Genomic DNA, 26,026 nt, shown 5'->3' on the forward strand with positions numbered 1-26,026 from the left:
CGTGAATTCTAGGTTAATCATGTTTTTAATGAGTGCTTTGCTTCTAATTATGACTCTTAAACTATATTATTGTCCTTGAGTAAAAAATGCAAGTTGTAGCCGTGCAAAGTATAGAAACGAAATTCTAGCACCATGTCATCCTAGATGGGGAGTTGCTGGGTCGATGACGATACATCTGTACTTAATGAAAAAAGTGCCGGGCTTTTAGGGCATTTTACCTTTTTTTGGGCCTTTTTTCTCGACTTGATTGAGTCGAAACCTTTTTCCTATCGGCATTTCAGGCTTTTTCAGCAAACCCTAACTATTTTACCCTTATTTTTTAAGTTGATTAGATTAGGTAAACTCTTTGTCAGAAATCACCTAATTAAGGAAGTGCTGTCTGCGTGCTTGTGCCAAAACCTCTTATCAACAGGCCGAAGAAGATTTATAGTCATTTCAGATAAGTCTGATACACTCTAGACCGGTTAAACCCTTATGAACTCTGGCATTGATATTCTCAATCTTAATTGAAATGACTATATTCGAGATCTCGGAGCATCAAGATAAACTAAGACGCATTTTAAGCGTTTATAGGTCAGTACGAATGCTACGATAGCGTTGGGCGAGGATGCGAAGTCGGTCCTTGAATTGATCATAGAAAAGGAGTTTAAAGGATGAAAATGACTTATCTGGAAGCTACTGCCAAATTTTACAGCGAAGTAGCCCAAACTCCCGAAGTGGGGCTATGTTGTGTCCAAAGCAGTCCTTTGCAACTACCGGGGTTAAAAATCCCTGCCATTATGCAAGAGATGAACTATGGTTGTGGCACGACGGTGCAGGCCAATGAATTAGGCAATTCTCCCAGGGTTTTGTATGTGGGTGTGGGTGGTGGTTTAGAAGCACTGCAATTCGCCTATTTTTCCCGTCGTCCAGGGGGAGTCATTGCGGTGGATCCAGTGCCAGAAATGCGTTGGGCAGCCCAAAGAAATCTCAGCGAAGCGCTGCTGGAAAATCCCTGGTTTAGTCTCGATTTTGTGGAAATTAGAGATGGTTCCGCCTTTGAATTGCCGGTGGAGGATGCCTCCGTCGATGTAGTGGCGCAGAATTGTCTTTTTAATATCTTTAAACCAGCCGATTTACAGTTAGCTTTACGGGAAGCCTTTCGCGTCTTAAAACCGGGAGGACGTTTACTGATGAGCGATCCGATCGCCACTCGTCCAATCCCCGAACATTTGCAAGAAGATCAGCGTTTACGAGCTATGTGTCTATCGGGGGCCTTAACCTACGATGATTATATTAAACAGTTGATCGATGCTGGTTTTGGTCAGGTAGAAATTCGGGACCGTCGTCCCTATCGTTTACTGGACTGTCAGAGTTATAATTTAGCCGATCCGCTCCTATTAGAAAGTTTGGATTCCGTTGCTTTTAAACTGGCTATTCCCGAAGATGGGGCCTGTATTTTTACGGGCAAAACTGCTATTTATACTGGTACGGAGGCAATTTTCGATGATGGTGCCGGGCATATTTTAGCCAAAGGATTGCCGGTGGCCGTCTGTGATAAAACTGCGGGCAACTTAGCTCGCTCCTCTCCCCAAGATATCCTCATCACCGAGTCCACTTGGCACTATAACGGGGGCGGTTGCTGTTAAAAAAGCAGCGTCGAGACAAGTTCGATCCCTCAGTTATCAGTTATCAGTTATCAGTTATCAGTTATCAGTTATCAGTTACCAGTTACCAGTTATCAGTTATCAGTTATCAGTTATCATTGATTAGTTATTGGTCACTGTTTACTGTTTACTAATTACTGTTTACTAATTACTGTTTACTGATTACTGTTTACTCTCCCATGACTCCTTTTGTTGAGAAACTAAAAACTCCTTTAACTAAGCAAAAAATCTCGGTTCTGCAAATTAATTTGGGGAAAAGATGTAACCTTGCCTGTAGCCATTGTCATGTGGAAGCTAGTCGAGGTCGTTCCGAAGAAATGACTCCAGAAGTGTGCGAACAAATTATCGAACTGATCGAAAGATTTCCCCAAATTAAAACCGTCGATATGACCGGCGGTGCTCCGGAAATGCTCTACGGTTTTAAGCCGATTGTGGAAATCTCTAGAAAAGCTGGGAAACAGGTAATTGTGCGCTCGAATTTAACTATTTATTTCGAGAAAGGATTTACTTATATTCCTGAATATTGCGCTGGCCATCAGTTGCGGGTGGTGGCTTCTTTACCCTGTTATCTTGCCGATAATGTGGATAAAATGCGCGGTCTGGGAGTCTATGACCGATCAATCGCCGCTTTACAATGGTTAAACCGTCTCGGCTACGCTCAAGAGCCGAATTTGATTGTGGATTTAGTCTATAATCCCCAGATTCCTAAGTCAGAGAATTTTTCTCTCACACCGGATCAGGTATCCCTGACACGGGATTACAAAAAGTTCTTACAAGAACATTTTAATATTTCTTTTAACAATCTATTTACTATCACTAACCTACCCGTCGGAAGGACACGCTTCCATCTGGAACACCGGCAACTCTATCAACCCTATATTCAATTCCTCGAAGACCATTTTAATGGCGATACTGTCGAGCATTTGATGTGTCGTAATCAGCTTTCCATTGATTATTTGGGTAATATCTATGACTGCGATTTTAATCAGATGGAAGATCTGGTCGCTTGCACCGGTCAAGGCCAAAAATTAACCCTGCCAGATTTATTACAAGCGGGTACTTTAGAGCTAATTGCAGAGGTACAAACCGCTTCCTATTGCTACGGTTGCACTGCCGGCAGCGGTTCCAGTTGTGGGGGAGCTTTGATTTCAATCTGAACAAATGTACTGAATTGACACCGCGTCTCGGAAAATTTAGTACAAATGCTCGGACTAGCTCTCCCTGCTACCAACTCCGGTGCTGTCTTAACGAGTAATCTTAGATAGGGTCGGCTGAATAATGGTAAAACCCTTTGAAAATAAGGCTTTTGACCTGTTAAAATCCGATGTTCATGCTGCGAAAATCGGATTGGGACCCCCAAAAACCTGGCATTATCCTCCTTTCAGTACATAAGTTAGTACAAAAAGAGAGGGCAACAAAGCCTGAAACGACCGGCTACTGACGACCGACGACCGACGACCGACTCCTAACCCCACCAACAAACTTTTTGCCGCAAACCCTAGATAGGGTTGGCTGAATAAATGTGAAATGTAGACGAGGTAAGGGTTTTGGGGATTTCCTTGCCAAACAGGTGCCAGGTTTTGAGAGAATCGTGCTTCAAAACCTGGCATCTTGATCGGCGATCGCATTCTGTAGGGGCGAAGCATTCGGGCAATAACCTATCGCTGAAACCGTAGATTTCCTATCCGAATGCTTCGCCCCTACTTTTTCAGCAAACCCTAGATAGTCAAAAGTTGGACTAATGATTAGGGACCGGAAAAAACTGCCGATTCGATATCTTGGCGACTAAGGGAGTATTTAAAAGCGCGATTGATGTCACTGCCGTCATTGGCTGCCCGAAAGTAACGAACGGTGATTTCTTCGATATCGAGGCAGATTTCCGCTTTCCATGTTGGTTTTTCGACGATCCAACAGTGGATATTCTCGGTATTTTTCCGACAACCTAATTTAACTAGCCATGCTTCGATCGCCGGTAAGGGATGATTATAGAGGGGAGTATCAGCAGTGGGAATCTTCATCGCATGAATCTAAATCAAAAATAATTGGGCTACAGTGACGGCATTCTCTCCTCGAAGCATAGCAATAATCACCGCTAGTAACAAGCAGCCGAGCAGGGTGAGTGCCAAGATAAACAAAGCAAAAATTTCTCCCGAAGATAGGGGACGATCGGTAGGATCGAGATAGGCGCTACGATTAGCTATGGGTTGATCGCTATCGGGGATAGTTTGGATGACATTCCAGCGCGAGTAACCTATCTGTAAATCATACAGGGAACGGCGATCGGGATTACTCAGGGTGGCATAAGCTTCGTTAAGACGCTGGAATTTAACCGTTGCCACTTCGGGGCTGAGTTCGGTAGTATCGGGGTGGTATCGTTTGCTGAGTTCCCGATAGGCGCGTCGCACTTCGATCACCGAAGCACTCGGATGTAGTCCTAGAATGGCATAATAAGTATCGGCAAAGCGCGAGTTAGCGGCAATGACTCGCGAAGTGGTTTGGGAATTATCGCGCTCGAAGGTCACAAGATTTTTTACCGAAAAATTGGGTTTAAAGCCTCGCCCTTTTAGGGCGACTTTATGTGATGTATGATATTAAGAATAGCGGCCCGGGTAAGCAACCGCTTAAAAAACCCAGTCATCGCAGGATGAACGCACCTTGAAAACTAGAGTTATGGGGTTCTATAGGGGAATGCTCCTATAGGTAAAAGCTCTAAGCGTCAAGTACCAGAGAAACCAATTATTTTAGAGGTTTTGAACTGTATCGTAGGGCATACGAAAACAGGCTTCTGTAAGGGAGCGAAAGTCTGAGGAGAGAACCACCTCTGGGTGGGATTTCGCCAGGAATCTAATTCAAGTGGACTCGTTGAGCCAGAAATTCACAGCAGTGATGCTAGAAGAATCCACGTCCGTTTACGGCGTGGGGTATGTCAAACTAAAAATTGTCTTAATATTCTAACCCTGTTGATCATGAAATCTCGTTATCGGCTGCGTCTTCAGATCTGTCTTGTCTTTCTCATTGTTGCTCTGACGAGTTTCTCTCCTTGGCTAACCCCTAGCGCCTATGCGGGGATCGATGACGATCGCCTTGATGGTAATATTTTTGTGGTCTATGCGGGTAATGGTTCCCTCGTACCACCGCGTTTAAATTTAGCGGAAACTTTTCAACGGAAAATTCCGGCTATTATTGTCTATTATTTGGATGATAGTAGCGATTGTAAGCAATTTGCGGCGATTGTCTCCCGTTTTCAAGAGTTTTACGGTCGCGCCGCCAGTATTATCCCCGTTACTGTCGATTCTATCCCGTTAAAGTCTTCCTATCGTGCCGATGAACCGGGTTACTATTATCGCGGTGGGGTTCCCCAAACGGTGGTTTTAGACCAACAAGGTAAAGTGGTTTATGATGGTTTGGGCAATGTTAAATATGAAGATGTGGATGATGTCTTAAGAAAGGTTTTTGAGCTTTTGCCTCGATCGCAGTCGCTAGAGTTAAAAAGACGCTCTTTTAACGAGTTTAACGCTGAATTGCGCTAGTCACCTCGTTTTTTATCCTCAATTGAACCAAAAATAATCATTTAGAGATGCTGTCAGCAGCGTCTCTATCTTGTTCTTAGGAACAATAAAATTATTTACCTATTGCTTTTATTATCATTTAAGATTTATTTGAACCAAGAAATGCTAAACAATTCAGATTTTATCTGGAGTAACACTTGAAAAATATTTGCAACAGTGCCAGACTAGAAAAATTTTGCTAACCTGATTATACTGAGAACAATAATCATTCTTATAGGTGTGGGAGACAGCAATGAAAATCAAGCAAAATTTCCTAACAGCAGCCATATTACTGGGTTTTTCTGGTCCGGTACTGGCTAATAGTCTCGAAAACCTCTCTAGTAACCCCATGGCACAGGTAACAAGTGTCAATCAATTGCGGGATGTTTCTCCCACCGCCTGGGCTTTTGAGGCCTTAAGAAGTCTCGTGGAGAGGTATGGTTGTATAGTAGGTTATCCTGACCGTACTTTTCGCGGTGAACGCGCTTTAACTCGTTGGGAATTTGCCGCCGGGTTGAATGCTTGCTTAAATACCCTAGAAAGATTGATTCAAGAAGGAGTAGCGGTATTAAAAGAAGATCTAGACAAAATCAAGCGATTAGTCAGCGAATTCGAGACAGAATTAGCTGCATTGGGTGCTAGGGTTGATAACTTAGAAAATCGAGTCGCTTTTCTGGAAAATAATCAATTTTCCACCACTACTAAATTAACTGGGGAAGTGGTGATGGCATTATATGGAGTAGCCACAGGAGAAAAAAACGGTGGTGAAGGGATTCCCCAAGTACCAGCTTTTGGTTATCGGGCCCGTTTAGAATTAAATACTAGCTTCACAGGCAAAGATTTACTCTATACCCGTCTAGCAACGGGAAATATTGCCGATTTAGCCGATACCACCGGAACTTTTCAAAGTACCTTAGCCTTTACCCAACCGGACGGCAATGATTTATTGCTAGAAGTTTTAAACTACAGTTTCCCCCTAACGGAAAATATCTACCTCTGGTTAGAAGCGACGGGAGGTGCTAAAGATGACTTTACCAATACCCTCAACTTTTTGGATGGAGATGGTGCTAGTGGGGCGCTTTCCGCTTTTGGTACCCGCAATCCCCTTTATTTTGCCCCCGGACAAACTGGACTCGGTTTACAGGGTAATTATGGGGCTTTCCAGTTCAGCGCCGGTTATCTTGCCGGGGATGCTAACGATCCTAACCCGGGAGGGGGTTTATTTAACGGCTCCTATACTGCCCTAGGGCAGCTGGGTTATGTTCCAAACGATAATTTTGGCATTGCTTTATCCTACTTTCATGGTTATAACCAATTAGATACGGGAACGGGAAGCCAGCGCTCGAATTTCCGATTTTTCACCGAAGAACTATTCGGGGAGGCTGTCCCGACAATTAATAATAGTTTGGGTTTACAATTTACTTGGCGAATTGTCGATGGTTTTGTCCTCGGTGGTTGGGGGGGTTACACAAAAGCTATCACCCTTAGCACCTTAGATGGACAACTAGAACGCGGGGATTTAGATATCTGGAATTGGGCGATAACTTTGGCTTTTCCTGATCTATTTAAGGAAGGAAATACGGCTGGTATTATTGTTGGTATGCAGCCTTGGGTATCTAGTTCTAGTATTAGATTAAATGATGGCAGTTCCACTAATGATCCCGATACTTCCTTTCATATCGAAGGATTTTATGAGTGGAAGCTCACCGATAATATTGCCCTTACTCCAGGGGTAATCGTGATTACTTCTCCTAACTCGAATAACAACAATTCCACCTTAGTTATCGGTACTATCCGCACGACTTTTACTTTCTGATTTGTCTAGGCAGCTGGTATTGCCGTTTTTGAACCCTCAAAAATTAATTATGCAAGAAGCTTAATCTAAAAACCTTGTGGGATAATACTGAGAGGGAAACAAGCGAGCTAGAAGGTAGATAGGGCAAGCGATATAGCTCTTTGTCCCTTGATGTAATCCTTCAACCGATAGCGGCTAATTTGCATTAGCTCTTCTATATTTTTTGGGAACATTTGATGTAGCTGGAGCCAATGATAGAGATGTTGACCCACATAAAAACTGCTGTGTCTGCGTTGACCTTTATATCTTTTTTCAGGTCTTGTGACATATTTTTGGATTCCCATATCCTTAATTTTTTTACCTTGCAGTGTGGCACTTGTGTAAGCAATAGCTATAACAATTATGGTTCTTCGTTACTTGGTATGGTTCGATCAGGGGGCAGAAATCGGCTAACTCCTTATCTGGCATGAGACTTAATTGATTAGCTCGTTCTAGATTGAAAACAATTGGCAAAAATCGAAGAACCGGGAATCCATTCAACTCCAGTGGATTCCATCGCCACACTGGTGATACCACACTCTTCTAACCAATCAGCTAACAATAGCAAATCGGGAGTGGTACAACCAAAACTCCTGGTATTCTCCTGACACACTTCTTGGGGGACACAGACCCAATGTTCTCTGGCTCCCAGGTCAATTCCCGCCGCCTTGGCATTGATGATGTTTAACTTCTGGTCACTACTTTGGGTTTTTGAAGACTTGTTTCGGGATTTGGTCATGGCTTTCTTGGCTCCGAGTTATGATCGGGGAAGTACCGTGGTTCTAGGAAGGGTTTTTTACTTGATTCTCGACCACGGGTTCACGAGTTAATCCTCGTCTCGCCCATTCTTTTTTCCTCTTTCCTAGCAACCTAGTGGGACTTAGACAAAAAACAAATCGAGAAAAGCCTCAACTCCAATCCCCGCTTGGGATTTACTTCGAGAAGCCCAAAATCGCTGAAACCCAGATAGATCAAGGAAAATCATAAATCGAGGTTAACCCTTTGTCCCGTAATGGTTTGAGCCTTTTTTGCTGACCGAAAACGCCTAAGTCCCACTAGCTGATAATCGGGTCTGATGACACCATTGTTACTCCGGTTTGAGTTCAGGATACTTCCAGATTTAGAATATCAGGGCTTGTCCCTAGTTTCTCTTTTTCTTTTTAGGGCGCTTTGCGTCCTTCAGGAGCTGATAACTGAGAGGTGCGCCACTGGAAGTTCTTAAGTGCTATATTAAAGATCAAGAAAAGCCGTCGTAAAACGACGGGGTTTTAACCCAAATTTTCGATAAACAAAATTTATGGGCGACTTTTTTGATAACGTGAGCCGTTACCCCCGCTATCTGATTAGCTTTAGTTTAGGGATTTTCTTCGCCTTTTTCGGCTGGTTGGCCCCTTTATTAAAAAATCCCCTCACAGCGATCGCACTTGTAGGCTTTCTAGGGGGGACTTTCGCCTTTCTTTATTTCACCCTCAAAGCCATGCTCGGATTAGCTTGATACAATGGTAAGGGTTTCGCTGTTCTTAGGGGACGAAAATTATGGCTAACGATCGTCGAGTATCTCGCGTCTCCTCGCTAATTAAGCGCGAGGTCAGCCAAATGTTATTAATGGAAATTAAAGATGATCGGGTCGGTGCCGGTATGGTTAGCGTTACCGATGTGGATCTCTCCCACGACCTGCAACACGCTAAAATTTTTGTGTCTATCTACGGCAACGAAGATGCAAAGGCCGAAACTATGGCCGGTTTAAAAGCTTCCGCAGGATTCGTCCGGCGTGAACTTGGTCAACGCATCCGTCTCAGACGTACCCCCGAAGTGGTCTTCCTAGAAGATTCTTCCCTCGAACGCGGCGATCGAATGTTACACCTTCTTGATCATATTAAAAGCGATCGACCCCCAGAAGATGACGATTCCGCTATCAGTGACCAGTGAACAGTGATCAGTAGAGGATAACTAAATTTAGACAACACTGGGAACTTAAAACTTAAACCTGATAACTGATAACTGATAACTGATAACTGAATAGTGAGCGATCGCATTTTATCCCTAAAAGAACGTATTGGTCAGATGATAGTAGTCCGCGCTTCCGGCTATCTCTTTGACCAACAAATCCGCTATCCTGTCTGGGAACCCCTCAACGCCACCCTGAAACATTGGTTAGAAACCCTCCACCTCGGTGGGGTGATTCTATTAGGAGGCAGCGCCGCCGAAATCGCTTTCCGTAGCCAACAATTACAAAGTTGGTCCAGCGATAATCCTCTCCTCATCGCCGCCGATATCGAGGAGGGAGTCGGCCAAAGGTTTTCCGGCGCCACTTGGTTCCCCCCCCCGATGGCTTTAGGAAAAATAGCCGAAAAAAGCTTGACAAAAGCCACAGAATATGCTAAGGAAATGGGAGCAATTACCGCTAAGGAAGCACTAGCGATCGGGATTAACTGGATTTTAGCCCCAATTGTCGATGTGAACAATAATCCCGACAATCCGGTTATCAATATTCGTTCCTTCGCTGAAACTCCTGAAATCGTCGCTAATCTAGCTCAAGCTTTTATTTTAGGGGCGGATTCCTATCCAGTTTTGACCACGGCCAAACATTTTCCCGGCCACGGTGACACCAGCAATGACTCCCATCTCGATCTTCCCATCATCAACCACGATCATGATCGCCTAGAAGCGATCGAATTACCGCCCTTTCAAGCGGCGATCGAGTCAGGGGTTGATAGTATTATGTCAGGCCATCTGTTAATTCCCGCTTGGGATGCCGAATTTCCCGTCACTCTTTCCTCGAAAATTCTCGGGGAAAAACTGCGCCAAAATCTCGGTTTTCAGGGTTTAATCGTCACTGATGCCCTGATTATGGGAGGAGTGACTAAAATTGCCAGTGCTGCCGCCATAGCAGTGAGGGCGGTACAGGCGGGGGCTGATATACTGTTAATGCCTCCCGATCCGATCGAAGCGATCGAAGCGGTGTATAGTGCCGTGCAAGCGGGTACAATTAGCGAAGCGAGAATTAATGATTCTTGGCAACGTATTCAACGAGCAAAAGAGAAATTGGGGCAAAGACAGCCATCCTTAGAATCCTTAAGCAGTTTAGCGGCACCGCAAGCTCTAGAGATTGTCAGCGATATTTTAAAAGATTCCCAAACAGTTAGCGCTAATTTACCCATTAAAGCCACTCAAGGCCGCAATTTAATCATTATCGATGATTTACTCAACTGTGACTTTCTCGATCGCTCTTGTCCGGCGGTGACAATGCCCCGACAATGGGGTTATCAAACCCAAATAATCGACCGTAGCACCTTTAATCAGTCCCTCGTCTCTCCAGAAACAACTCTCCTACAAGTATTCATCCGTGGTAATCCTTTTCGGGGTAGTGCCGGATTAGGGGAGGAAACGAAAGCTATCTATCAAGATTTGCTGAAAACCGGACAAATTCAAGCATTGATTATTTATGGTAGTCCCTACGTTTTCCAGTGGTTTCGTCAACAAAGCGGAGAAATTCCCCATCTTTTCAGCTACGGACAACAACCAAGCGCCCAAAAAATTGCCCTAGAAACTATTTTTGAGTGGCCCACTAGCGGCGAAAATCAGACCGATACTTTCGTTTAAGGGCAAAAATTGCCTAGTAACCATTGGGCAATGCGATCGGAGGCACCAGCCGATCCCATTCTCTGACGACCATTAACGGCGATTTCTTGCCACTGTGGGGGATTTTGTAATAAATATTCTAACTTGTCTGCTACTGACTCGGCACTATCGCCTAAGAGAATTGAACAGCCTAATAAACGCTGTTGCAGTTCGGCAAAATGGCCAGTAAACTGTGGTCCAGATCCCGCAATCGTGATCGCCGGTTTACCCAAACCGACGAACTGTTCCGTGGCAGTTCCCGCCATGGCGATCGCTAGATGGCAACGGCCTAAATATTCGGCGTAATCCCTTTGAGAAATAGTTATAAATACCTCTTGACAAATAAACTTATTTGTGCTATGTTCTCGCCAACCCCGGGAAATTAAAGCAGCCGTAAAAGATTCCGGGGGGAGAGAAGGAGCGATCGCCGCCAAAAATTCCAGCTTATAATCGGGAAAACGTCCGATCATGGCCGCTACAGCTGCGAGAATTTGCTGCCAATTGTGGAGAGATTCGGGAAAGCGCGAACCGGGTAGCAGCAGAATATTTAGGCAATCTTGGGGAAAATCGCCCGTTATCGAGGGTAAAAGGTCATCCATCATCGGATTACCCCCATCGACAACGGGAATTGACCACTGTTGTAAAATTTTGCTAGTTAAACTATCCCGGGGAAAAACCCCCCGACAGCGAGGATGAGCCATTAACCAGCGTTCCCAAGGATAATAATAGGAACCCCAGAGGCGATCGATCATCGAGCTACTATCTAACCATCCCTGCTCATCCCGGAGATAGTATTCCGATTTAGCCGTTCCCACAAAAGCATAATCCCTCTCGCTCAACCAAGCAAGGGCCAGGGGTAAGATATCTCCCACCGCGACAATTTTTCCCCCTTCTTGGCCCCAATTTCTGACCAGACGGTATTGACGGGAGGTTAATCCTAATAATCCCTCCCGTAGATCTCGCCATAATTGTTTCGCATCCCTGGTGATAAAACCCCCAGAGGGCATTTTTTGACCTCGATCGAGAAGGGGAATCCCCAGACGAGTATAAGCATAACCGTTACCCACTAGGGGTAAAGCAGTAATATCCGGACAGTGGGGAGATGATTGCAGTCTTTTAATAATCCGGATCGCGATCTCGTCTTCACCGTGGCCATTACTCAAAAATAATAATTTCACTTTTTTTCTTAACTTCTGGCTTAAAGTCCTAAACTTCGGTTGTTTTATTGCCTTCGACCCTAGACAATGCTGATGGTTAGGGAACAATCAATTTTATAAAAGCAGTTAACCAACTCCCATTTAGTCTAATCTACCAGAAGGTTTCGCCGATCGCCTATCTCTGCCCTGATAGCGACCATTTGACCAAAGGTTAAGACTAAGAGATAAGAGATTAGTTTAACTGCTTCTATTTTTCTCGATCAAAAGACCAAATTTGGCCCCCCAGAGCCAAGAAGGTCAGAAACCTGCTCTGATCGCTATATTAGAATCAAGTGATTAATTGGCATCCTAACGGGAAAAAATGATTATCGACTTATCCGATCGAGAAGCTACTGTCAATTTAGGGGAAAAACTGGGGCAAACCTTGGCCTCTGGCAGTGTAATTTTATTAAAAGGCGATTTGGGAGCGGGAAAAACCACCTTAGTACAGGGAATTGGCCTAGGATTGGGCATTCAAGAGCCTATAGCTAGTCCTACCTTCACCCTCGTTAACGAATATAACGAAGGCCGCCTTCCTTTGTATCATTTGGATTTGTATCGTTTGCAGGGTCAAGATATCGAGGCCCTGTACCTAGAAAATTATTGGCAGGGAATTGAGGTAGATTTAGGGATAGTGGCGATCGAATGGTCAGAACGTTTAACTTTTTTGCCAGAAAATTATCTAGAGATTACTTTACTCGATCGAGGCGAGCAAGGACGACGAGCGCTGCTCAATTTTGTCGGTGGGGACGAAAAAAATAGCGACCCCACAGGAATCGCTATCAGCACTTGACTTTTGAAGCAATCAAACTTTAGCGGTAACTTTCCACTTATTCTCTAACTTGTCTTTCTTCTAAAGTTTCTTCAAAGAAACTATTGTAGAGGAAACCCGCCGCCACGGCCCCAACAATGGGAGCAATCCAGAATAACCATAATTGACCAACGAGAGCTATATTACCGCATAAAAGAGCAACACCGGTACTACGAGCGGGGTTAACGGAGGTATTGGTCACGGGAATGCTAATTAAGTGAATTAAGGTCAATCCTAAACCAATAGCGATGGGAGCAAAACCGGCCGGAGCGCGTCGATCGGTAGAGCCTAAAATGATGATTAAGAACATGAAGGTCAAGACCACTTCCGTGACCAAAGCGGCGAATAAACTGTAACCACCGGGAGAATGTTCTCCGTAACCATTGGTGGCCAGAGGATTGCTGCCTCCCAAAGCGAAACTCGGTTGACCACTGGCAATAATGTAGATAATTACCGCCGCTAAAATCGCCCCTAAAACCTGAGCGATGATGTAGGGAAGTAGTTCCGAGCCGGGGAAGCGTTTACCTGCCCAGAGACCGAAGGAAACGGCGGGATTAAAATGTCCCCCCGAAATATGCCCTAAAGCGTAGGCAAGAGTGAGGACGGTTAAACCGAAGGCGAGGGAGACACCCACAAAAGAAATCCCCAGATGGATATTAAAATCAGCACCATCTACGACACTCTTGGCTTTACCCACAAATACTGCCGCTAAAACGGCACTACCGCAACCGCCGAGAACGAGCCAAAACGTCCCGATGAACTCTGCTAGATACTTTTTCATCTCTATATCAAGGTTGAATGATTTTGCTTTTAGGTTATCTCCCATCAGACCGGATTAAACTGTTATAAGATATTAAAAAATAGTTATTTTTTACCTTCAATTTGCCGTTCTCATGGGGAAACTATCAGCTTTTTAGGGATATAATAGTAAAAAAATCGGGAATTTCTGCTAATTTCACACTTTCTTTAGATTTATCTTCTATCTTGATGTCTGATGGATTTTGGCAGTGGTTGACCCTTTCCGCCGAGTGCTAATTATGAGATGATCGATGCAGGAAGAAAAAGCGATATTTAATATCAACAATACTTTTTATCGACCGGAGAGTAAAATCGTCCGAGATTTAGGAGTTTTAGCGGCGGCAATTGCTCAAAAAGAGCGGGGCAGTTTGCGCGTTTTAGAGGTAATGAGCGGCTCTGGTGTGCGAGCGCTCAGGTATTGGTTAGAAAGTGGTGCGGATTGGCTGTGGGTTAATGATGGGAATCCAGAAATTAAGCCAACTTTAGTGGCTAATTTAGAGAGTTTATTACAACAGAAACAAGGGAAAATAACCTATAAATCTGCCCAAGAAGTTCTCCGAGAATGTTATCTTAAAAAAGACCATTACGATCTAGTTGATATTGATGCTTTTGGTTCCCCTGCATCTCTGTTTAGTGCCATTCCCTTAGCCACTAAAATCGGTGGTTTAATTTATCTGACTAATACTGATGGACGGACGTTGACGGGTCATAATCTAGAAAATAGTTTAGCTGATTATGGAGCCTATGCTCGCAATCATCCGGCTGCCCACGAACAGGGATTAAGATTAATTATCGCCGGTTTGCAATTAGAATCGGCCCGGTTAGGTTTAGGAATTACGCCGATTTTTTCCTTCTTTTTTGGTCAAAGTTATCGGGTGATGGTGCGGTTAACAGCTAATAGACAATTAAATAGTCATAACTACGGTTTTCTCGGTTATTGTCATAGCTGCGGGGAATATCAATCAGTGCCTTGGCTGAAGTTAGGCAAGATAGTTTGTTCTGGGGACGGGCAACCTTTAACCGTAACTGGACCCTTGTGGTTAGGCAGTTTACATGATCGCTTTTATCTAGAAAAAATGGCAGATTTAGCCGATCAATGGCAGTGGAAAAAGGTAGTTAAATTGTTAGAAATAATGAGGGAAGAAAACAATTTTCCTCCCTATTTTTATAGCTTTCGGGAAATTGGTAGAAGGGGCAAATTAGCTCTACCCAAAAAGGAAGATCTAATTGCAGCTCTCGTGCAACAAGGTTATCGAGCGGCCGCCACCCATATTAACCCGCAAGCACTGAAAACTAACGCTTCTTTAGCCCAATGTATCGCAATGCTCAAGGACTAATTAATTAAGGTTTGCTGAATAAATATAAAAACCTTGTTGGATAATATCTTTAGGCTTGTTTAAAATCAAAAAGTGCCAGATATTGCAGTGATCAGGGGGGAAAATTCCGGGACTTTTTCCCTGAAAATTAGGTAAGCTAAAACGCATCTTAGATGCGTTTTAGCAAGGCAGGAGGAATAAGCGGTTGAGAGTTTTTTGAATTATCAAGATATGTAACTTAAGTGCGTCTAAGCTTAATTGACCCCCTGAAAATCGGTAAAACCCTACACCCCACACCCTCTAAAGTGTATCAGGAAGCTTTGGAGTAAGACAGACAAGAAGCTGAATTAGCAGCGTTTATTGGCATTAGGATTAAACTTTGAACAGATAGCACAAGCTTTAGAATTAGGGTTTGCGGCAAAAAGTTTGTTGGTGGGGTTAGGAGTCGGTCGTCGGTCGTCGGTCGTCAGTAGCCGGTCGTTTCAGGCTTTCTTGCCCTCTTTTTTTGTACCAGTTTATGTACTAAAAGAAGGATAATGCAAGGTTTTTGAAGGTCTTAATCCTATATTCGCAGCATGAACATCGGATTTTAACAGGTCAAAAGCCTTATTTTAAAAGGGTTTTACCATTATTCAGCCAGCCCAAATTAGAAATCGAACAGGTTAGACAAGCAACTCAAAGAGAATAGGAAAGGTTCAAGGTGATCCCATTTTAACAATGGTTTGATCAATTGACACAATCAGCAGTGGCTATCTTTTGCCAGTAGCCATCAAGCATCAAAAAAATGGAGAATCACGTTGGGGAACCCTTTGGTATTTTATCCATGACTACAATGCACAGCAAAGCAAAGGATTAAGCCGCCATCACTACTACCGAATCACCACCAAGATTTGGTTTAAATCTGTGCATGACGAAACTACCTGAAACTTCAGAAACGTCCATTGCTCTTACCTTTTTGGTTGTTAATCTTTCCCGACTGCTTCGGCAGTTTTTTGGGCTTTTTTTGTCTTTCTGGCTTTTTCTGCGAACAAATGAACTAAGATGCCACCAACGCTTTAATAAAAATTATGTTAAAAGTTATAGCGTTTCCTGTTCGCAAGAGGTACATTGTCGATGGTGAAAAGCTTAATCAGCAAAGGTTTGACTGTGCCACACAGGTGTGAGAAACGCTATATTTTACTCAAGTAAAACTTATCCCTCGGGCGACAAATTATTGGCACTCAATAGCATAATTCTTTGAGCGACTTTTTGCCGCAAACCCTACTTAGGGCTTGCGGCAAAAAGTTTTTCCTGGGGGCAGGGTGTAGGGTGTGGGGTGTAGGGTTTTACCGATTTTCAGGTGGTCAATTACCTAATTTTCAGGGAAAAAGTCCCGGAATTTTCCCCCCGATCACTCCCATGCCAGGCACTTTTGGATTTCCAAAAGGTCTAAAAACCTTGTTGGATAAGGTTTTTAGATTTATTCAGCCAGCCCTATATAACTGATTACTGATTACTGTCGCGGTTGTACGGGGAAACCTTGACGCTGAAGCATTTCCGCCGCATCTTGGCCCGGTTGATAGTTGATGCCGAGGGTAGAGGTGGCCGTATCCTCGATAATTTTAGGAGTGAGGAGAATAATCACCTCCGATCGCTCGTTGCGATTGGTACGACTGCGGAATAAAGCCCCTAAAATGGGAATATCGCCTAAAATCGGCACTTTTGTCTCAGAACTCTGTTGGCGCTCTTGGATAATGCCCGAAAGAATTAAACTCTGTCCATCCCGGAGACGAACTAAACCAGAAGTCAATTCCCGACGAATCAGAGGGGTAAGGGTGTTGATTGTGAGACCACCGCTATTAAATTGAATTGGAGACCCCGGAGAGGCGATGGTAGGGCTAACCGACAGGGAAATAAAGCCGTTATCATCCACCTGATCGACGTTTACCGCTAAAGTTAATCCAGCATCGGCCAGTACAGGGACAGTGGTGCGTTCGCCACTGAGAGGATCTACACTTGTCTCCACACTTTCTAGCACTTTCTCGGTGAGCTTAACGGTGGCCTGTTGACCTTCCTGCACCACCAGGGAGGGATCGGTGAGAATCTTGGCATTTCCTGTCTGAATTGACGCTTGCAGGGTCATCAGGAATTTTTGAGGATACTGGAAGAGGGTCGGGGGTTCGTAGGTGAAGACATCTGGTTTAGCGGGTGTCGTGACTCCGGTGATGGGATTGAACGTGCCTGGCTCGCCTGGTGTAAATTTACTCAATCCGGGCTGAAAAGGATTACTAATCCCACCAAAACTAGGGCGCGAGTAGGGTGTTAGACCCCCTGAAAAGTCATTGAGTCCCTGGTTAACACGGCCAAAAGGAGCGCCATTCTGAATGTCAATAAAAGGTTGAATTGCTGCTGTCCCCGTACCCGATATGATATCAAAAATCGGCACAACAGGCTGTGCGAAAGCCCCCGGTCTGCCTACAGTTGAGCTAGTGGGTGGGTTCATATTACCAAAGTTCAGCACTGCTGCCCCGTTATCTTGAACGAAGAAACCATCGTTAAAACCGAAGGAAAAACTACTGTTAAAGCGGTCTGTATTGAGCAGGTTGACATCGATAACTTTGACATTAACCACCACCTGACGGCGACGGGCATCCAGTTGGGTTAATAAGGATGTGGCGATCTGGACTTGTCGGGGTTCGCCGATTAAATTAATAGAATTCAGGCGATCATCGGCGGCAATTCTTAAACCGGTTAAAAGTAGGGCAGCTTTTGATCCTTCTGTGTTTTGGGGGGTCAGTGGCTCTAGGGTGGGAGCAACATCCCGGCGACCGGTTACTCGTCCGGTGAGGGGATCGACGATATCCTCGGTTTGGGTAACTAAACGCTGGTATTCCGCCCCTTGGGTGGCGAGGAAAATGGCGGCGGCGACAGCTTTAACTTGATTGAGACGCAGGGTGCGGCTAATTAGATTACGAGCCCCTTGGGGTAATTGCGCCCCGACAAAGATGGTTTTACCCTGACGGTTAGCTTGGAGTCCGGAAATTAACAAGACGGCGTTAAAAATGTTTTCCACCGATTCGTTAGTAAATTCCAAGGAAACTGTCTGAGAGGTGGCGTTAGCTTCCCCCTGGGCGCTGGTGAAAACGACGTTATAACCGGCATAGTTAGCAAGGGTCATTAACACTTCTCTAGCGGAAGCTTCCCGGAGTAAAACACGAGGTACAGTCATATTGCGATCGAATTTGACCTTTTCGGCACTAGCATCGATGTTAGAGATGGCAATATCTCCCACCGGTGGGGCGACGGCCCGGGGTAGGGTGGGAGCGCCAGGGGCTTGGGGTACGCCTTGAATGATAATTTCGGGGTTGGGAACCATGGGCGCACTTTGGGCGAGCAGTTTTTCCCTGGCTAAAATGCGATCGCTGATTTCCTTTTGTACGGCCGCGCTGGAAGGGACAAGCTGATTTGGCGACTTTTGTAAATTTTCTTTACTTAACTCTTGCCAAAATTCAACTTTTAATGTAGGGGATTTTAACTCTGAACCATCGAAGGAAATGGGGGTTTCGGCCAAAGCGCTCAGGGGAGCCATCAATAAAAACGAGGCAATTTGGGGGATAAACAGGGCATAGCGGGACGGATTCACTTTATTCACTCCTCAACAATTGGGGGATTCAACGGACAAAAAACGCAATACTCACACCGGATTGAAGACTATTATTGGGGCGGACTAGCGGGGGGTTGACCTTCGGCGGGGGGGGGCGGTGCTAATTTCGCTAATTCGGCGGCATTGAGAGGAATAATCACATCGAGAAGAAAGGTGGTAGTAACGGGTTTATCGCCTTGGGGAACGATAGTGGCTTTATTGTTGCCGGTACTAACCACTTTAACCGCCGATCCTTCCTTTTCCATCTGGGTATTGAGACTGTTTAGCAAAATGAGCGGCTGTAATCTTTCTAAATCCCGAATAACCTCTTGAGTGTTAGCATAGTTCCCTTCGAGCTTGACGTTAAGAGTTTGACGTTTGAGCTTATTATTAACTGCGCTACCGAGGGAACCATCGGAGACCACCACCGGTTCTAGTCGTTGGGGTTGGAAACTAATCAGCTTAACATTGCGAGACTTAAAGATATTACTAATATCTAAGAGAATAGTGCTTAAGTCTTTTTCTTTCGCAAAAAGCGAGAGTATTTGCTGTTTAGTTGCCTCTTTTTGTTGCAACTGACTCTCAATTTTTGCTAATTCGGCTGGTCTGAGACCGCTTTTTTGTTGATCTATCTGTTGTTGTTTGCCAGCTGCATCGTTTTGCAACTGTTGCCAGGTATCATAAGCGGGCATCACCCAGTTAAAAAGCAGATAGAAAGAGCCAAGTAAACCTAGCACAGCGGCAGCGATGCCACTATTGCGGGGAGTAAAAGTTATCCCGAAAGCGATAGGATACTCGTCAAATTCCTCTAATTCCCGATCTTCAAATTCTTCGGTAAAGGTCATGGTTGAATGGCTCCTTGGCGTTTGAGAGTATTAATCCTAGTGACAACTCCGAGTGCTCCATTCCGGGCGAGATTGGGCAGTTGTTGAGTAGCGGGAGTATCACTTAATTGGGCGGTGATCACAAATTGAACCGCTTGGGGGAAAGTGACATTAATATTTTTGTACTGATTGGCCACCTGTACGGGTAAATCGGCCAGGGCAGCACTTTCGATCGCGGTTTTCTTGCCCTGTAAAAAAGGAGAAGCTTGCAGGGTTAAGAGATAATCATTTACTGCTTCGTAACTACTGGCAAAACCACTGATTTTTAACTGAGTAGCCCGATTCGGTTGCCCTTGATCTGGGGCAGCGGGAACCTCCACCTGCTGCACACTGGTTAGCTGGACGCTAGGGGGAGTTTGCAGGCGAATTTCCTGAAGAATAGCTGACCAAGGCCTAATCTGATTGAATACAGTCACCAGAGCTTCATTTTCTTCTCCTACCGCCGTTAGTTGCGCTTTCATGTCTTCTAGCTTTTTGCTTTGGGCTTGCAGTTGACCTAATTCCGAGTCCAGTTGCTGAATTAGGGCCTGAGTTTCGCTGGTTTGCAAACCGACGATTAAACCGAGTAATCCCGTCAGTGTCAATAATCCTGCCCCCACTCCCACACCGATCCACAGGGGTGTTTGTTTACGCAGGTTAATAGCGGTGGAAATCTTGACCGCGGGGGTTCCTTTGCCCGTTTGGTTAAGATGGCGATCCTTAAGAAAATTAACGTCAAGACTATACATAATTTTTGTCTATACCTCCCGTAATCCTAAACCGAGAACTGTTCCTAATCCAGGTCTTTCGGTATTAGGAATCTCTTGAGTTGTATCTAAGTTCAGTGATGCGATCGGATCGATTGCCATGGTGGGGACGCTGAGACGTTGAGTAAAGTATTCGTCTAGTTGCGCTAAACCGCCCCCGGGACCGGCTAAAAGTAACTGGACGATTTCCATTTCATCACTTTGGTTAAGATAGAAATTAATCGATCGCCGTAACTCATCGGTTAATTCCCCTAAAACGCGCATCAGTGCCGTCATCCCGGCGTTAGTAGGGGCCCCGGAAGTGCCGGTATTGGTGCTAAGACTATCAAAGGCAATAATCGGAATTGTCATCCCCAAAAGAATCTCAGGACTGCGGGAGGTGGGCAAATTCATCGCCCTGGAGAGGGCATTTTGTAGCTGGAAAGTGCCGATGGGGACAGTGCGGGAAAATTGGGGAACGCCGTCCACCACGATGGCAATTTCCGTGTTATCAAATTCTATATCAACAATAACGGCGGCTTCATTGGAACTAAACTGTCGCAAATGCTCGCGAATCGTCCGAATTAGGGCAAAACTATTAATTTCTAGCACATCTACCTGTAATCCTGCCTGTTGGAAGGTTTCCATATAGGCATCGGTAATCTCCCGACGAGTAGCAACTAATAATACTTGTACTTTTTCGATCCCGTCTTCATCCTGAAAGTAGCGTAGTTTTTGGTAGTCGAGATCCACTTCCTCGCGAGGATAGGGAAGGTATAAACTAGCCTCATGATTTAAGACCAGATTGTGCAATTCCTGATCGTCCAATTCCGAGGGAATGGGGATAATCCGGATAATTGACTCGCGCATCGGCACACCAGTAGCGACTCGTTTGCTGTTAATTTTATTTTCCTTGAGGACTTCTTGGATTAATTCCGCTAAAGCGGGGGAATCGACGATTTTTCCCTCCTCAAAGATGCCTTCCGGGATATCCGACGAACAACATTTAACTAATTTATAATTTTGTCCCTGTTTGGCGATCTGAGCTATGTTAATACGCTCTGGGGTGATCTCTAACCCAACACCTTGAGGTTTTTTTGTCAATAGCTTTTTAAAAAAACTTACCATAGATTTTCCCGGGCAGCTCTAAGAGAATTAGTGATTAACAAAGCCAATAATTTTTTGACCTGATTTTATCTAGGGTCGATCAAGGCAGTAAATCAGTCTATAAACGATCCTGACTGGGTAAATTACCCAGAAAAGGTAAAAATCGAGAAGGAGAGAAGCTATTTCTGCACTAAATACTAACCCGATTATCTGTGTTCAGATCGAGGTTAATCTTAACTAGGTGAGAGGAGAGGAAGTGCTTAATGATAGTGACATTGTACTCAATTTTGGTGAAAGAACCAAGTCCAAGCGAAAAATTGGCCATTACCCCCCCTTTTTTTTCTGCTCCACTAGATCAAGCCAGCCAAGCCTAGTTAGAATACCCAATTATCTAGAGAAAATTTCAATTTTTCTAGGCACTATTTTTTCTTGACTCCAGGAAACCGGCGATCAAATGCTTCTGACGGGCGTGATTTTCCCCTATAATTAGGAGTTTGCACAGTGACAAAAGAAGTTAAGGAGCGATTTCGATGGCACGAATGTACTATGATGAGGATGCCAATTTAGATTTATTAGCGGGAAAAACGATCGCTATTATTGGTTATGGTTCCCAGGGTCATGCCCACGCATTAAATCTCAAGGATAGTGGCGTTAATGTGATTGTTGGTCTATATCCCGGCAGTAAATCGGCAATCAAAGCCAAAGAAGCCGGTATTCCGGTTTATGATGTGGCCCAAGCCGCTAAAATTGCCGACTGGATCATGATCCTCTTACCGGATGAAGTGCAGAAAACGATTTATCTCCACGAAATTGCCCCGAATTTAAGCGAAGGCAAGGTTTTATCTTTTGCCCACGGCTTTAATATTCATTTCGGTCAAGTGGTTCCCCCGGCTAACGTTGATGTGGTTATGGTCGCACCCAAAGGACCGGGCCATCTCGTCCGTCGCACCTACGAACAAGGTCAAGGAGTCCCCTGTTTATTCGCCGTCTATCAAGATGCTACCGGCCAAGCACGCGATCGGGCGATGGCCTACGCTAAAGGTATCGGTGGCACTCGGGCCGGAGTTTTGGAAACCACTTTCCGCGAGGAGACAGAAACAGACCTTTTTGGCGAACAGGCAGTATTATGCGGCGGTTTAAGTGCTTTAATTAAAGCCGGCTTTGAAACCCTCGTGGAAGCTGGTTATCAGCCCGAATTAGCCTATTTTGAGTGTTTACACGAAGTGAAACTGATCGTCGATCTGATCGTCGAGGGCGGTTTAGCCAAAATGCGCGATAGTATTTCCAATACAGCCGAGTACGGTGACTACACTCGCGGTCCGCGGGTGGTGACGGAAGCGACTAAGGCCGAAATGCGGAAAATCCTCGGGGAAATTCAATCGGGACAATTCGCCAGAGAGTTTGTCCTCGAAAATCAAGCAGGTAAACCGGGGTTCACCGCTATGCGTCGTCAAGAAGCAGAACATTCGATCGAAGAAGTCGGTCAAGATCTGCGGGCGATGATGAGTTGGCTAAAACGCTAGTTCTCTTTTTTTCGGTGGGGGGTTGGAGGCAACCAGGCAATTCTTGCCCTTGCGTCCGTCCCGACACTCGACCCCCCACTCCCCAAAAGGAAAACTTCCTATTTAGGAACCTGCGTAGGAATAATATCCCAGCCAGACAGTCGCTCTGTAGAAGAATCAGACAAGCCATAAATGGTACATTATCAAAGCGCAAGTCCCTTAGTAGATCGCCTCTCTTGATTTAACCAGACCGATCGCCCGTAAACCGGCAATCACACCACAACCGATCACCATACCGACAAAGGAACGAATCAGATTTTCTACAGGAATGATCGGAATTAAAGCGATCCAGACTTCTTCGGGCCAGTTAAAAATCGAGTAGGTAATGGCGACGGCCCCTAAATGGGAGAGGCCGCTGGCGGTCCAGGTACCCCCAAAAATTCCCGCCGCTACTAGGGCCAAATTGCTGCCTTTGATCCAATGGGTAAAAAGAGTCCGGGTTGGTAGGATAAATAATACCAAAGCTGACCAATCGACGAAAGCCCCGGCAATAAAGATTCGTGGCGAAATGCCGTTCAGTCCGATCGCCCGGTTAGCGTAGATAAACAGGGGAATCAGAAAAATTAACGTTAATCCTAACCACCAATAACGGCGTTTTTTGCCTAAAACCATCGTTCCCGCCACAAAACTGGCTATAATTGCCCCAAAGACCGAAATAGCGGGAATTCCTGCCGTGTAGGGGGCAAGGAAAGCCCCAATTAAGGACCCGATGCCACTAGCGATCGCTCCAGCGATCGGGCCGAGTAACCAACCCAAGAGGGGAAAAACCGCTTGACTGAGGGGCATACTACCGCCGGAAGCGAGGACAATGGAGAAGGGAATAAAAGAAAGGGTAGTGACAATGGCCGCTAAGACGACAATATAGGCGATCGGCGCACCATCAATGGCGGCACTACTGACAGCTTCCACTTTGCGTTCTTCGCCTTCGGGGATAATATCTAGGGTCATAGTTGCAAGGGTAATTCTAACTTTTCTATCATCCTCTGGTTTGATCTTCTTCCGGCAATTATTGATTTTTTCGATAACAGCGCACGGTAATGTGATAGGGATGAAAAATCTCTAGGAAATCTTTTTGTAGGGTTTGAAAAAAGCTCTCAATAATTTTGGGATCGTCGAGATGAAAGGGATATTCTTGATTAAATCCTTTGAAAAAATACCAGTTAATAATTAGCTTTCCTCCTGGGTTTAACCAGTCATAGAACTTTTTAAGTTGGACTGTAGGTGAGGGCAAATGCTCGATGACATCCAAACAGATAATCGTGTCAAATTTTAGCCGTTCGGGAATTTCCGTATAGAATGAGAGCTTATTAGTATCGAGATTTAATTGCTCGGCACGAAAGCGAACAAATTCATGATGTAGGGGATTAAGATCGCAATAGATCACCTGTTCAACCCCAGAATTTATTGCGGCAGCTAGGGCATGAGTACCGATTCCGCCACCAAAATCTAAGACTTTTCCGCTACCGTGATCATCAATTAATCTCAGGGTTTCCCCGATATATTCTTGACTGGATAAATGCCAAGCAGATAATTAAAATAAATATTTTTCTTTGACTTGTTCCTGATAGAAATAATCTGGATTTGTCCAAGAAAATTCTTGATGAGCTAAGGCCGCTAAGGAATCTTTTGCTATCGCTAATTTTGCTTGTAGAATTTCTGGGTCTAATTGTAAAAAGTTTTGTAGGTGTGACTCCAAATCAAAGGAATTGCGCTTGAATTCCGCAACCGAGGAGGATGATAGCAGGGAAGAATCTCGATTCATATATAGAGTGAAGCCAGGGAGAATTAACTAAAAAATCGTTCCCCATTGTCTCACAATCTGGCCAAATTATAGCAGGAAGTTTTCGTTAAAACAGTAGTGCCAGCTTTTGGCGTATATCCGCAAAAACTGGCACCGTCCATCTATTGACCTTGTTATATTTAAGGTCTTTATCTCGGCTGACCTCATTTCAAATTATCTATAGTATTTCCTACTTTTCCCTCCTTTTCTCTATACTTAATTATTTTTTAATATTTACTTTTGTGAGGATTGGTCAGGTTTTATTAAGTAATGCTGCGGATGCAGGGAAACGCCGAGAATTTGTGATATCCACACCTCAAAATCGTGGATTGGATAAGCTGCCCCCCCCGTCAAGGGATTTACCATTGGTTTCACCAGAATGGTAAACATTCCCAGACGATTTCCCGCTAAAACATCGGTCAACAAGCGATCGCCAACCATAGCAATTTGTTGGGGGGGGAGACTCATGGCTGCCATCGCTTGCCGGAGTTTGCGTCGAGAGGGTTTCACCGCACCGAGAAGGTAGGGAAGTTGTAAATTATCAGCGATCGCACCGATACGATTTTCGCTAAGATTATTGCTTACCAACCAAATCGGTAGATAAAGACGCAAGGAATCGACCCAACGCTGTAAATCGTCAGAAACCGTCGTTTCCTGGAGGGGAACAAGGGTATCGTCCACATCGAGAATCAATCCTTTAATTTGATGCTGACTCAAAATCTCCAGACTGAGACCGAGAATCGTATCCCCTAAAATTAAATCGGGTTGTAGAATTTTTGTTCTAGTCATTACTTCTCAAAAATAACTGGCACCGAGTCGATCGAACTCAGCTTCCCTACTTAGTATAAATGACCGACTGCCTCTGAAAATCTTGCCTGGCCGATCCCTTCACTTGGCCGCTTGAATCACCTGTAAACTGCCACCAGCGTATAATTTTTGTTGACAATCACGAAAACCGAGCGCCTGTAAAGATTGGATCAGGTCCCTATCGATAAACTGCCAAGCGGTATGGGTTTCAAATAATTGCAAAAATAGGGCCAAAGAAGGCCAAAAAAGCGGGTTAGTGGGTCGATGAAAATCCACGAGGGCAAAAATTCCCCCCGGTCTGAGAACTCGATACACTTCTTTGAGGATTTCCTCTAACTGCTCCGGTTCCATTTCGTGGAGAGCGGCGCTAGTATGAACAAAGGCGAATTCTCCGGCATTAAAGGGCATTTTTTCGGCTAATCCCTCCACATAATGCGCTTGCGGCACCGCTAAACTAGCTCGCTCCAGGGCCCGGGGAGAGACATCTAAACCGGTACAGCGATCGGATAGGGGTACTAAATAACGGGTGGTTTGACCCGCACCACAACAGAGATCGAGGATAGGGTCATTTTTAGCGATTTTTAAACCTTCTAGGGCCAATTGCCGAAAACGGGGCTCCCCACCCACCGCTAGGGCAGCCAGACGGGAGATACCATCGTAAAGCCATTGATATTGATAACTGAGGGGACGTAAAATTGTCGCCAAGATCAACCTCCAAGATTTGATTAAGTTCGATATTGTCTGTAATTTGTTTTAACGGTTCCACCGA

At 44.9% G+C, this 26,026-nt stretch carries 25 protein-coding genes and 1 pseudogene; 12 read left to right on the top strand and 14 right to left on the bottom strand.

From position 1 onward, the window contains the following. The first annotated feature begins 653 nt into the window (after window positions 1–653). Both arsM and arsS read left to right on the top strand, forming a co-directional pair. Window positions 654–1,628, top strand: a complete 975-nt coding sequence (arsM, locus tag H6G48_RS07855; protein WP_190720720.1) for an arsenosugar biosynthesis arsenite methyltransferase ArsM — start codon at window positions 654–656, stop codon at window positions 1,626–1,628. A gap of 197 nt (window positions 1,629–1,825) precedes the next feature. Further along, entirely contained in the window at window positions 1,826–2,803 is a 978-nt protein-coding gene (arsS, locus tag H6G48_RS07860; RefSeq protein WP_190720723.1) for an arsenosugar biosynthesis radical SAM (seleno)protein ArsS, read from the top strand. Between the two features lie 588 nt (window positions 2,804–3,391). On the opposite strand, the gene H6G48_RS07865 is transcribed toward arsS, so the two are convergent. Beyond that, window positions 3,392–3,664: a DUF3143 domain-containing protein gene (locus H6G48_RS07865; protein ID WP_004163459.1), complete on the bottom strand. Its 273-nt coding sequence runs from the start codon at window positions 3,662–3,664 to the stop codon at window positions 3,392–3,394. A gap of 9 nt (window positions 3,665–3,673) precedes the next feature. Beyond that, entirely contained in the window at window positions 3,674–4,168 is a 495-nt protein-coding gene (locus H6G48_RS07870; RefSeq protein ID WP_149986933.1) for a J domain-containing protein, read from the bottom strand. A gap of 444 nt (window positions 4,169–4,612) precedes the next feature. Between H6G48_RS07870 and H6G48_RS07875 the strand changes: the two genes are divergently transcribed. Further along, window positions 4,613–5,176, top strand: coding sequence for a thylakoid membrane photosystem I accumulation factor (locus H6G48_RS07875; protein ID WP_190720727.1), 564 nt, complete (start codon window positions 4,613–4,615; stop codon window positions 5,174–5,176). A 271-nt stretch (window positions 5,177–5,447) separates the two neighbouring features. After that, window positions 5,448–7,010: an iron uptake porin gene (locus H6G48_RS07880; protein WP_190720731.1), complete on the top strand. Its 1,563-nt coding sequence runs from the start codon at window positions 5,448–5,450 to the stop codon at window positions 7,008–7,010. A 460-nt stretch (window positions 7,011–7,470) separates the two neighbouring features. Here H6G48_RS07880 and H6G48_RS07885 read toward each other — a convergent pair whose 3' ends face one another. Further along, complete coding sequence (locus H6G48_RS07885) at window positions 7,471–7,767, bottom strand: hypothetical protein (RefSeq protein WP_190720733.1); 297 nt, start codon at window positions 7,765–7,767, stop codon at window positions 7,471–7,473. Window positions 7,768–8,325: 558 nt separating this feature from the next. On the opposite strand from H6G48_RS07885, the gene H6G48_RS07890 reads away from it, so the two are divergent. The 3 genes from H6G48_RS07890 (at window position 8,326) to H6G48_RS07900 (ending at window position 10,631) form a co-directional block, all read left to right on the top strand. After that, window positions 8,326–8,523, top strand: coding sequence for a DUF751 family protein (locus tag H6G48_RS07890; RefSeq protein WP_002737592.1), 198 nt, complete (start codon window positions 8,326–8,328; stop codon window positions 8,521–8,523). 41 nt (window positions 8,524–8,564) lie between these two features. Further along, on the top strand, window positions 8,565–8,957 hold the full coding sequence (rbfA, locus tag H6G48_RS07895) for a 30S ribosome-binding factor RbfA (protein ID WP_190357356.1): 393 nt from the start codon (window positions 8,565–8,567) through the stop codon (window positions 8,955–8,957). Between the two features lie 93 nt (window positions 8,958–9,050). Continuing rightward, window positions 9,051–10,631, top strand: coding sequence for a glycoside hydrolase family 3 N-terminal domain-containing protein (locus tag H6G48_RS07900; protein WP_190720736.1), 1,581 nt, complete (start codon window positions 9,051–9,053; stop codon window positions 10,629–10,631). Here the strand turns inward: H6G48_RS07900 and H6G48_RS07905 are convergent. Beyond that, window positions 10,628–11,827 (bottom strand): lipid-A-disaccharide synthase-related protein, encoded by a 1,200-nt coding sequence (locus H6G48_RS07905; protein ID WP_190720739.1) that lies wholly within the window; start codon window positions 11,825–11,827, stop codon window positions 10,628–10,630. The two genes, H6G48_RS07900 and H6G48_RS07905, sit on opposite strands and share 4 nt — an antisense overlap. Window positions 11,828–12,167: 340 nt before the next feature. Here H6G48_RS07905 and tsaE point away from each other — a divergent pair, with 340 nt between their 5' ends. Next, entirely contained in the window at window positions 12,168–12,638 is a 471-nt protein-coding gene (tsaE, locus tag H6G48_RS07910; RefSeq protein ID WP_190720742.1) for a tRNA (adenosine(37)-N6)-threonylcarbamoyltransferase complex ATPase subunit type 1 TsaE, read from the top strand. 37 nt (window positions 12,639–12,675) lie between these two features. Here tsaE and aqpZ read toward each other — a convergent pair whose 3' ends face one another. Further along, window positions 12,676–13,437, bottom strand: coding sequence for an aquaporin Z (aqpZ, locus tag H6G48_RS07915; protein ID WP_242034573.1), 762 nt, complete (start codon window positions 13,435–13,437; stop codon window positions 12,676–12,678). Between the two features lie 268 nt (window positions 13,438–13,705). Between aqpZ and H6G48_RS07920 the strand changes: the two genes are divergently transcribed. From H6G48_RS07920 to H6G48_RS27420, 3 genes and pseudogenes are all read left to right on the top strand, one after another. After that, window positions 13,706–14,791 carry a class I SAM-dependent methyltransferase gene (locus H6G48_RS07920; protein ID WP_190720748.1) on the top strand — a complete coding sequence of 362 codons (1,086 nt, stop codon included), beginning with the start codon at window positions 13,706–13,708 and terminating at the stop codon, window positions 14,789–14,791. 339 nt (window positions 14,792–15,130) lie between these two features. Further along, the gene (locus H6G48_RS07925) at window positions 15,131–15,307 is read left to right on the top strand and encodes a hypothetical protein (protein ID WP_190720750.1); all 177 of its coding nucleotides are present in this window, start codon (window positions 15,131–15,133) and stop codon (window positions 15,305–15,307) included. A 349-nt stretch (window positions 15,308–15,656) separates the two neighbouring features. Continuing rightward, window positions 15,657–15,809: pseudogene (locus H6G48_RS27420) on the top strand (transposase); the annotation flags it as partial. Window positions 15,810–16,262: 453 nt separating this feature from the next. Here the strand turns inward: H6G48_RS27420 and H6G48_RS07935 are convergent. The 4 genes from H6G48_RS07935 to pilM all read right to left on the bottom strand — a co-directional run bounded on the left by H6G48_RS07935 (window position 16,263) and on the right by pilM (window position 21,129). Continuing rightward, window positions 16,263–18,392 carry a secretin N-terminal domain-containing protein gene (locus H6G48_RS07935; protein WP_190720753.1) on the bottom strand — a complete coding sequence of 710 codons (2,130 nt, stop codon included), beginning with the start codon at window positions 18,390–18,392 and terminating at the stop codon, window positions 16,263–16,265. 71 nt (window positions 18,393–18,463) lie between these two features. Beyond that, window positions 18,464–19,237, bottom strand: a complete 774-nt coding sequence (locus H6G48_RS07940; RefSeq protein ID WP_190720756.1) for a pilus assembly protein — start codon at window positions 19,235–19,237, stop codon at window positions 18,464–18,466. Further along, window positions 19,234–20,004, bottom strand: a complete 771-nt coding sequence (locus tag H6G48_RS07945) for a PilN domain-containing protein (RefSeq protein ID WP_190720759.1) — start codon at window positions 20,002–20,004, stop codon at window positions 19,234–19,236. Before H6G48_RS07945 ends, H6G48_RS07940 begins: the two co-directional genes overlap by 4 nt. Before the next feature lie 9 nt (window positions 20,005–20,013). Beyond that, window positions 20,014–21,129, bottom strand: coding sequence for a type IV pilus assembly protein PilM (gene pilM, locus H6G48_RS07950; RefSeq protein ID WP_190720762.1), 1,116 nt, complete (start codon window positions 21,127–21,129; stop codon window positions 20,014–20,016). A 509-nt stretch (window positions 21,130–21,638) separates the two neighbouring features. Here pilM and ilvC point away from each other — a divergent pair. Beyond that, window positions 21,639–22,631 carry a ketol-acid reductoisomerase gene (ilvC, locus tag H6G48_RS07955; RefSeq protein WP_190720765.1) on the top strand — a complete coding sequence of 331 codons (993 nt, stop codon included), beginning with the start codon at window positions 21,639–21,641 and terminating at the stop codon, window positions 22,629–22,631. A 198-nt stretch (window positions 22,632–22,829) separates the two neighbouring features. Here the strand turns inward: ilvC and H6G48_RS07960 are convergent, their stop codons facing one another. From H6G48_RS07960 to H6G48_RS07975, 5 genes are all read right to left on the bottom strand, one after another. Further along, window positions 22,830–23,618, bottom strand: coding sequence for an ECF transporter S component (locus H6G48_RS07960; RefSeq protein WP_125731853.1), 789 nt, complete (start codon window positions 23,616–23,618; stop codon window positions 22,830–22,832). A 58-nt stretch (window positions 23,619–23,676) separates the two neighbouring features. Further along, window positions 23,677–24,168, bottom strand: a complete 492-nt coding sequence (locus H6G48_RS26185; protein WP_287737650.1) for a class I SAM-dependent methyltransferase — start codon at window positions 24,166–24,168, stop codon at window positions 23,677–23,679. 33 nt (window positions 24,169–24,201) lie between these two features. After that, window positions 24,202–24,432, bottom strand: coding sequence for a hypothetical protein (locus tag H6G48_RS26190; protein WP_242034574.1), 231 nt, complete (start codon window positions 24,430–24,432; stop codon window positions 24,202–24,204). Window positions 24,433–24,684: 252 nt separating this feature from the next. Further along, window positions 24,685–25,239 carry a YqeG family HAD IIIA-type phosphatase gene (locus H6G48_RS07970; protein ID WP_190720770.1) on the bottom strand — a complete coding sequence of 185 codons (555 nt, stop codon included), beginning with the start codon at window positions 25,237–25,239 and terminating at the stop codon, window positions 24,685–24,687. Window positions 25,240–25,338: 99 nt separating this feature from the next. Next, window positions 25,339–25,962 (bottom strand): class I SAM-dependent methyltransferase, encoded by a 624-nt coding sequence (locus H6G48_RS07975; protein WP_190720772.1) that lies wholly within the window; start codon window positions 25,960–25,962, stop codon window positions 25,339–25,341. Window positions 25,963–26,026 lie beyond the last annotated feature (64 nt).

Origin of the sequence: Microcystis flos-aquae FACHB-1344 (genome assembly GCF_014698375.1) — a bacterium.
In the GTDB taxonomy this organism is placed as follows: domain Bacteria; phylum Cyanobacteriota; class Cyanobacteriia; order Cyanobacteriales; family Microcystaceae; genus Microcystis; species Microcystis aeruginosa.

Coding starts and splice junctions, on each gene's coding strand:
- arsM (WP_190720720.1), top strand. CDS start 654: ATGAAAATGACTTATCTGGAAGCTACTGCCAAATTTTACAGCGAAGTA.
- arsS (WP_190720723.1), top strand. CDS start 1,826: ATGACTCCTTTTGTTGAGAAACTAAAAACTCCTTTAACTAAGCAAAAA.
- H6G48_RS07865 (WP_004163459.1), bottom strand. CDS start 3,664: ATGAAGATTCCCACTGCTGATACTCCCCTCTATAATCATCCCTTACCG.
- H6G48_RS07875 (WP_190720727.1), top strand. CDS start 4,613: ATGAAATCTCGTTATCGGCTGCGTCTTCAGATCTGTCTTGTCTTTCTC.
- H6G48_RS07880 (WP_190720731.1), top strand. CDS start 5,448: ATGAAAATCAAGCAAAATTTCCTAACAGCAGCCATATTACTGGGTTTT.
- H6G48_RS07885 (WP_190720733.1), bottom strand. CDS start 7,767: ATGACCAAATCCCGAAACAAGTCTTCAAAAACCCAAAGTAGTGACCAG.
- H6G48_RS07890 (WP_002737592.1), top strand. CDS start 8,326: ATGGGCGACTTTTTTGATAACGTGAGCCGTTACCCCCGCTATCTGATT.
- rbfA (WP_190357356.1), top strand. CDS start 8,565: ATGGCTAACGATCGTCGAGTATCTCGCGTCTCCTCGCTAATTAAGCGC.
- tsaE (WP_190720742.1), top strand. CDS start 12,168: ATGATTATCGACTTATCCGATCGAGAAGCTACTGTCAATTTAGGGGAA.
- aqpZ (WP_242034573.1), bottom strand. CDS start 13,437: ATGAAAAAGTATCTAGCAGAGTTCATCGGGACGTTTTGGCTCGTTCTC.
- H6G48_RS07920 (WP_190720748.1), top strand. CDS start 13,706: ATGCAGGAAGAAAAAGCGATATTTAATATCAACAATACTTTTTATCGA.
- H6G48_RS07940 (WP_190720756.1), bottom strand. CDS start 19,237: ATGACCTTTACCGAAGAATTTGAAGATCGGGAATTAGAGGAATTTGAC.
- H6G48_RS07945 (WP_190720759.1), bottom strand. CDS start 20,004: ATGTATAGTCTTGACGTTAATTTTCTTAAGGATCGCCATCTTAACCAA.
- pilM (WP_190720762.1), bottom strand. CDS start 21,129: ATGGTAAGTTTTTTTAAAAAGCTATTGACAAAAAAACCTCAAGGTGTT.
- ilvC (WP_190720765.1), top strand. CDS start 21,639: ATGGCACGAATGTACTATGATGAGGATGCCAATTTAGATTTATTAGCG.
- H6G48_RS07960 (WP_125731853.1), bottom strand. CDS start 23,618: ATGACCCTAGATATTATCCCCGAAGGCGAAGAACGCAAAGTGGAAGCT.
- H6G48_RS26190 (WP_242034574.1), bottom strand. CDS start 24,432: ATGAATCGAGATTCTTCCCTGCTATCATCCTCCTCGGTTGCGGAATTC.
- H6G48_RS07970 (WP_190720770.1), bottom strand. CDS start 25,239: ATGACTAGAACAAAAATTCTACAACCCGATTTAATTTTAGGGGATACG.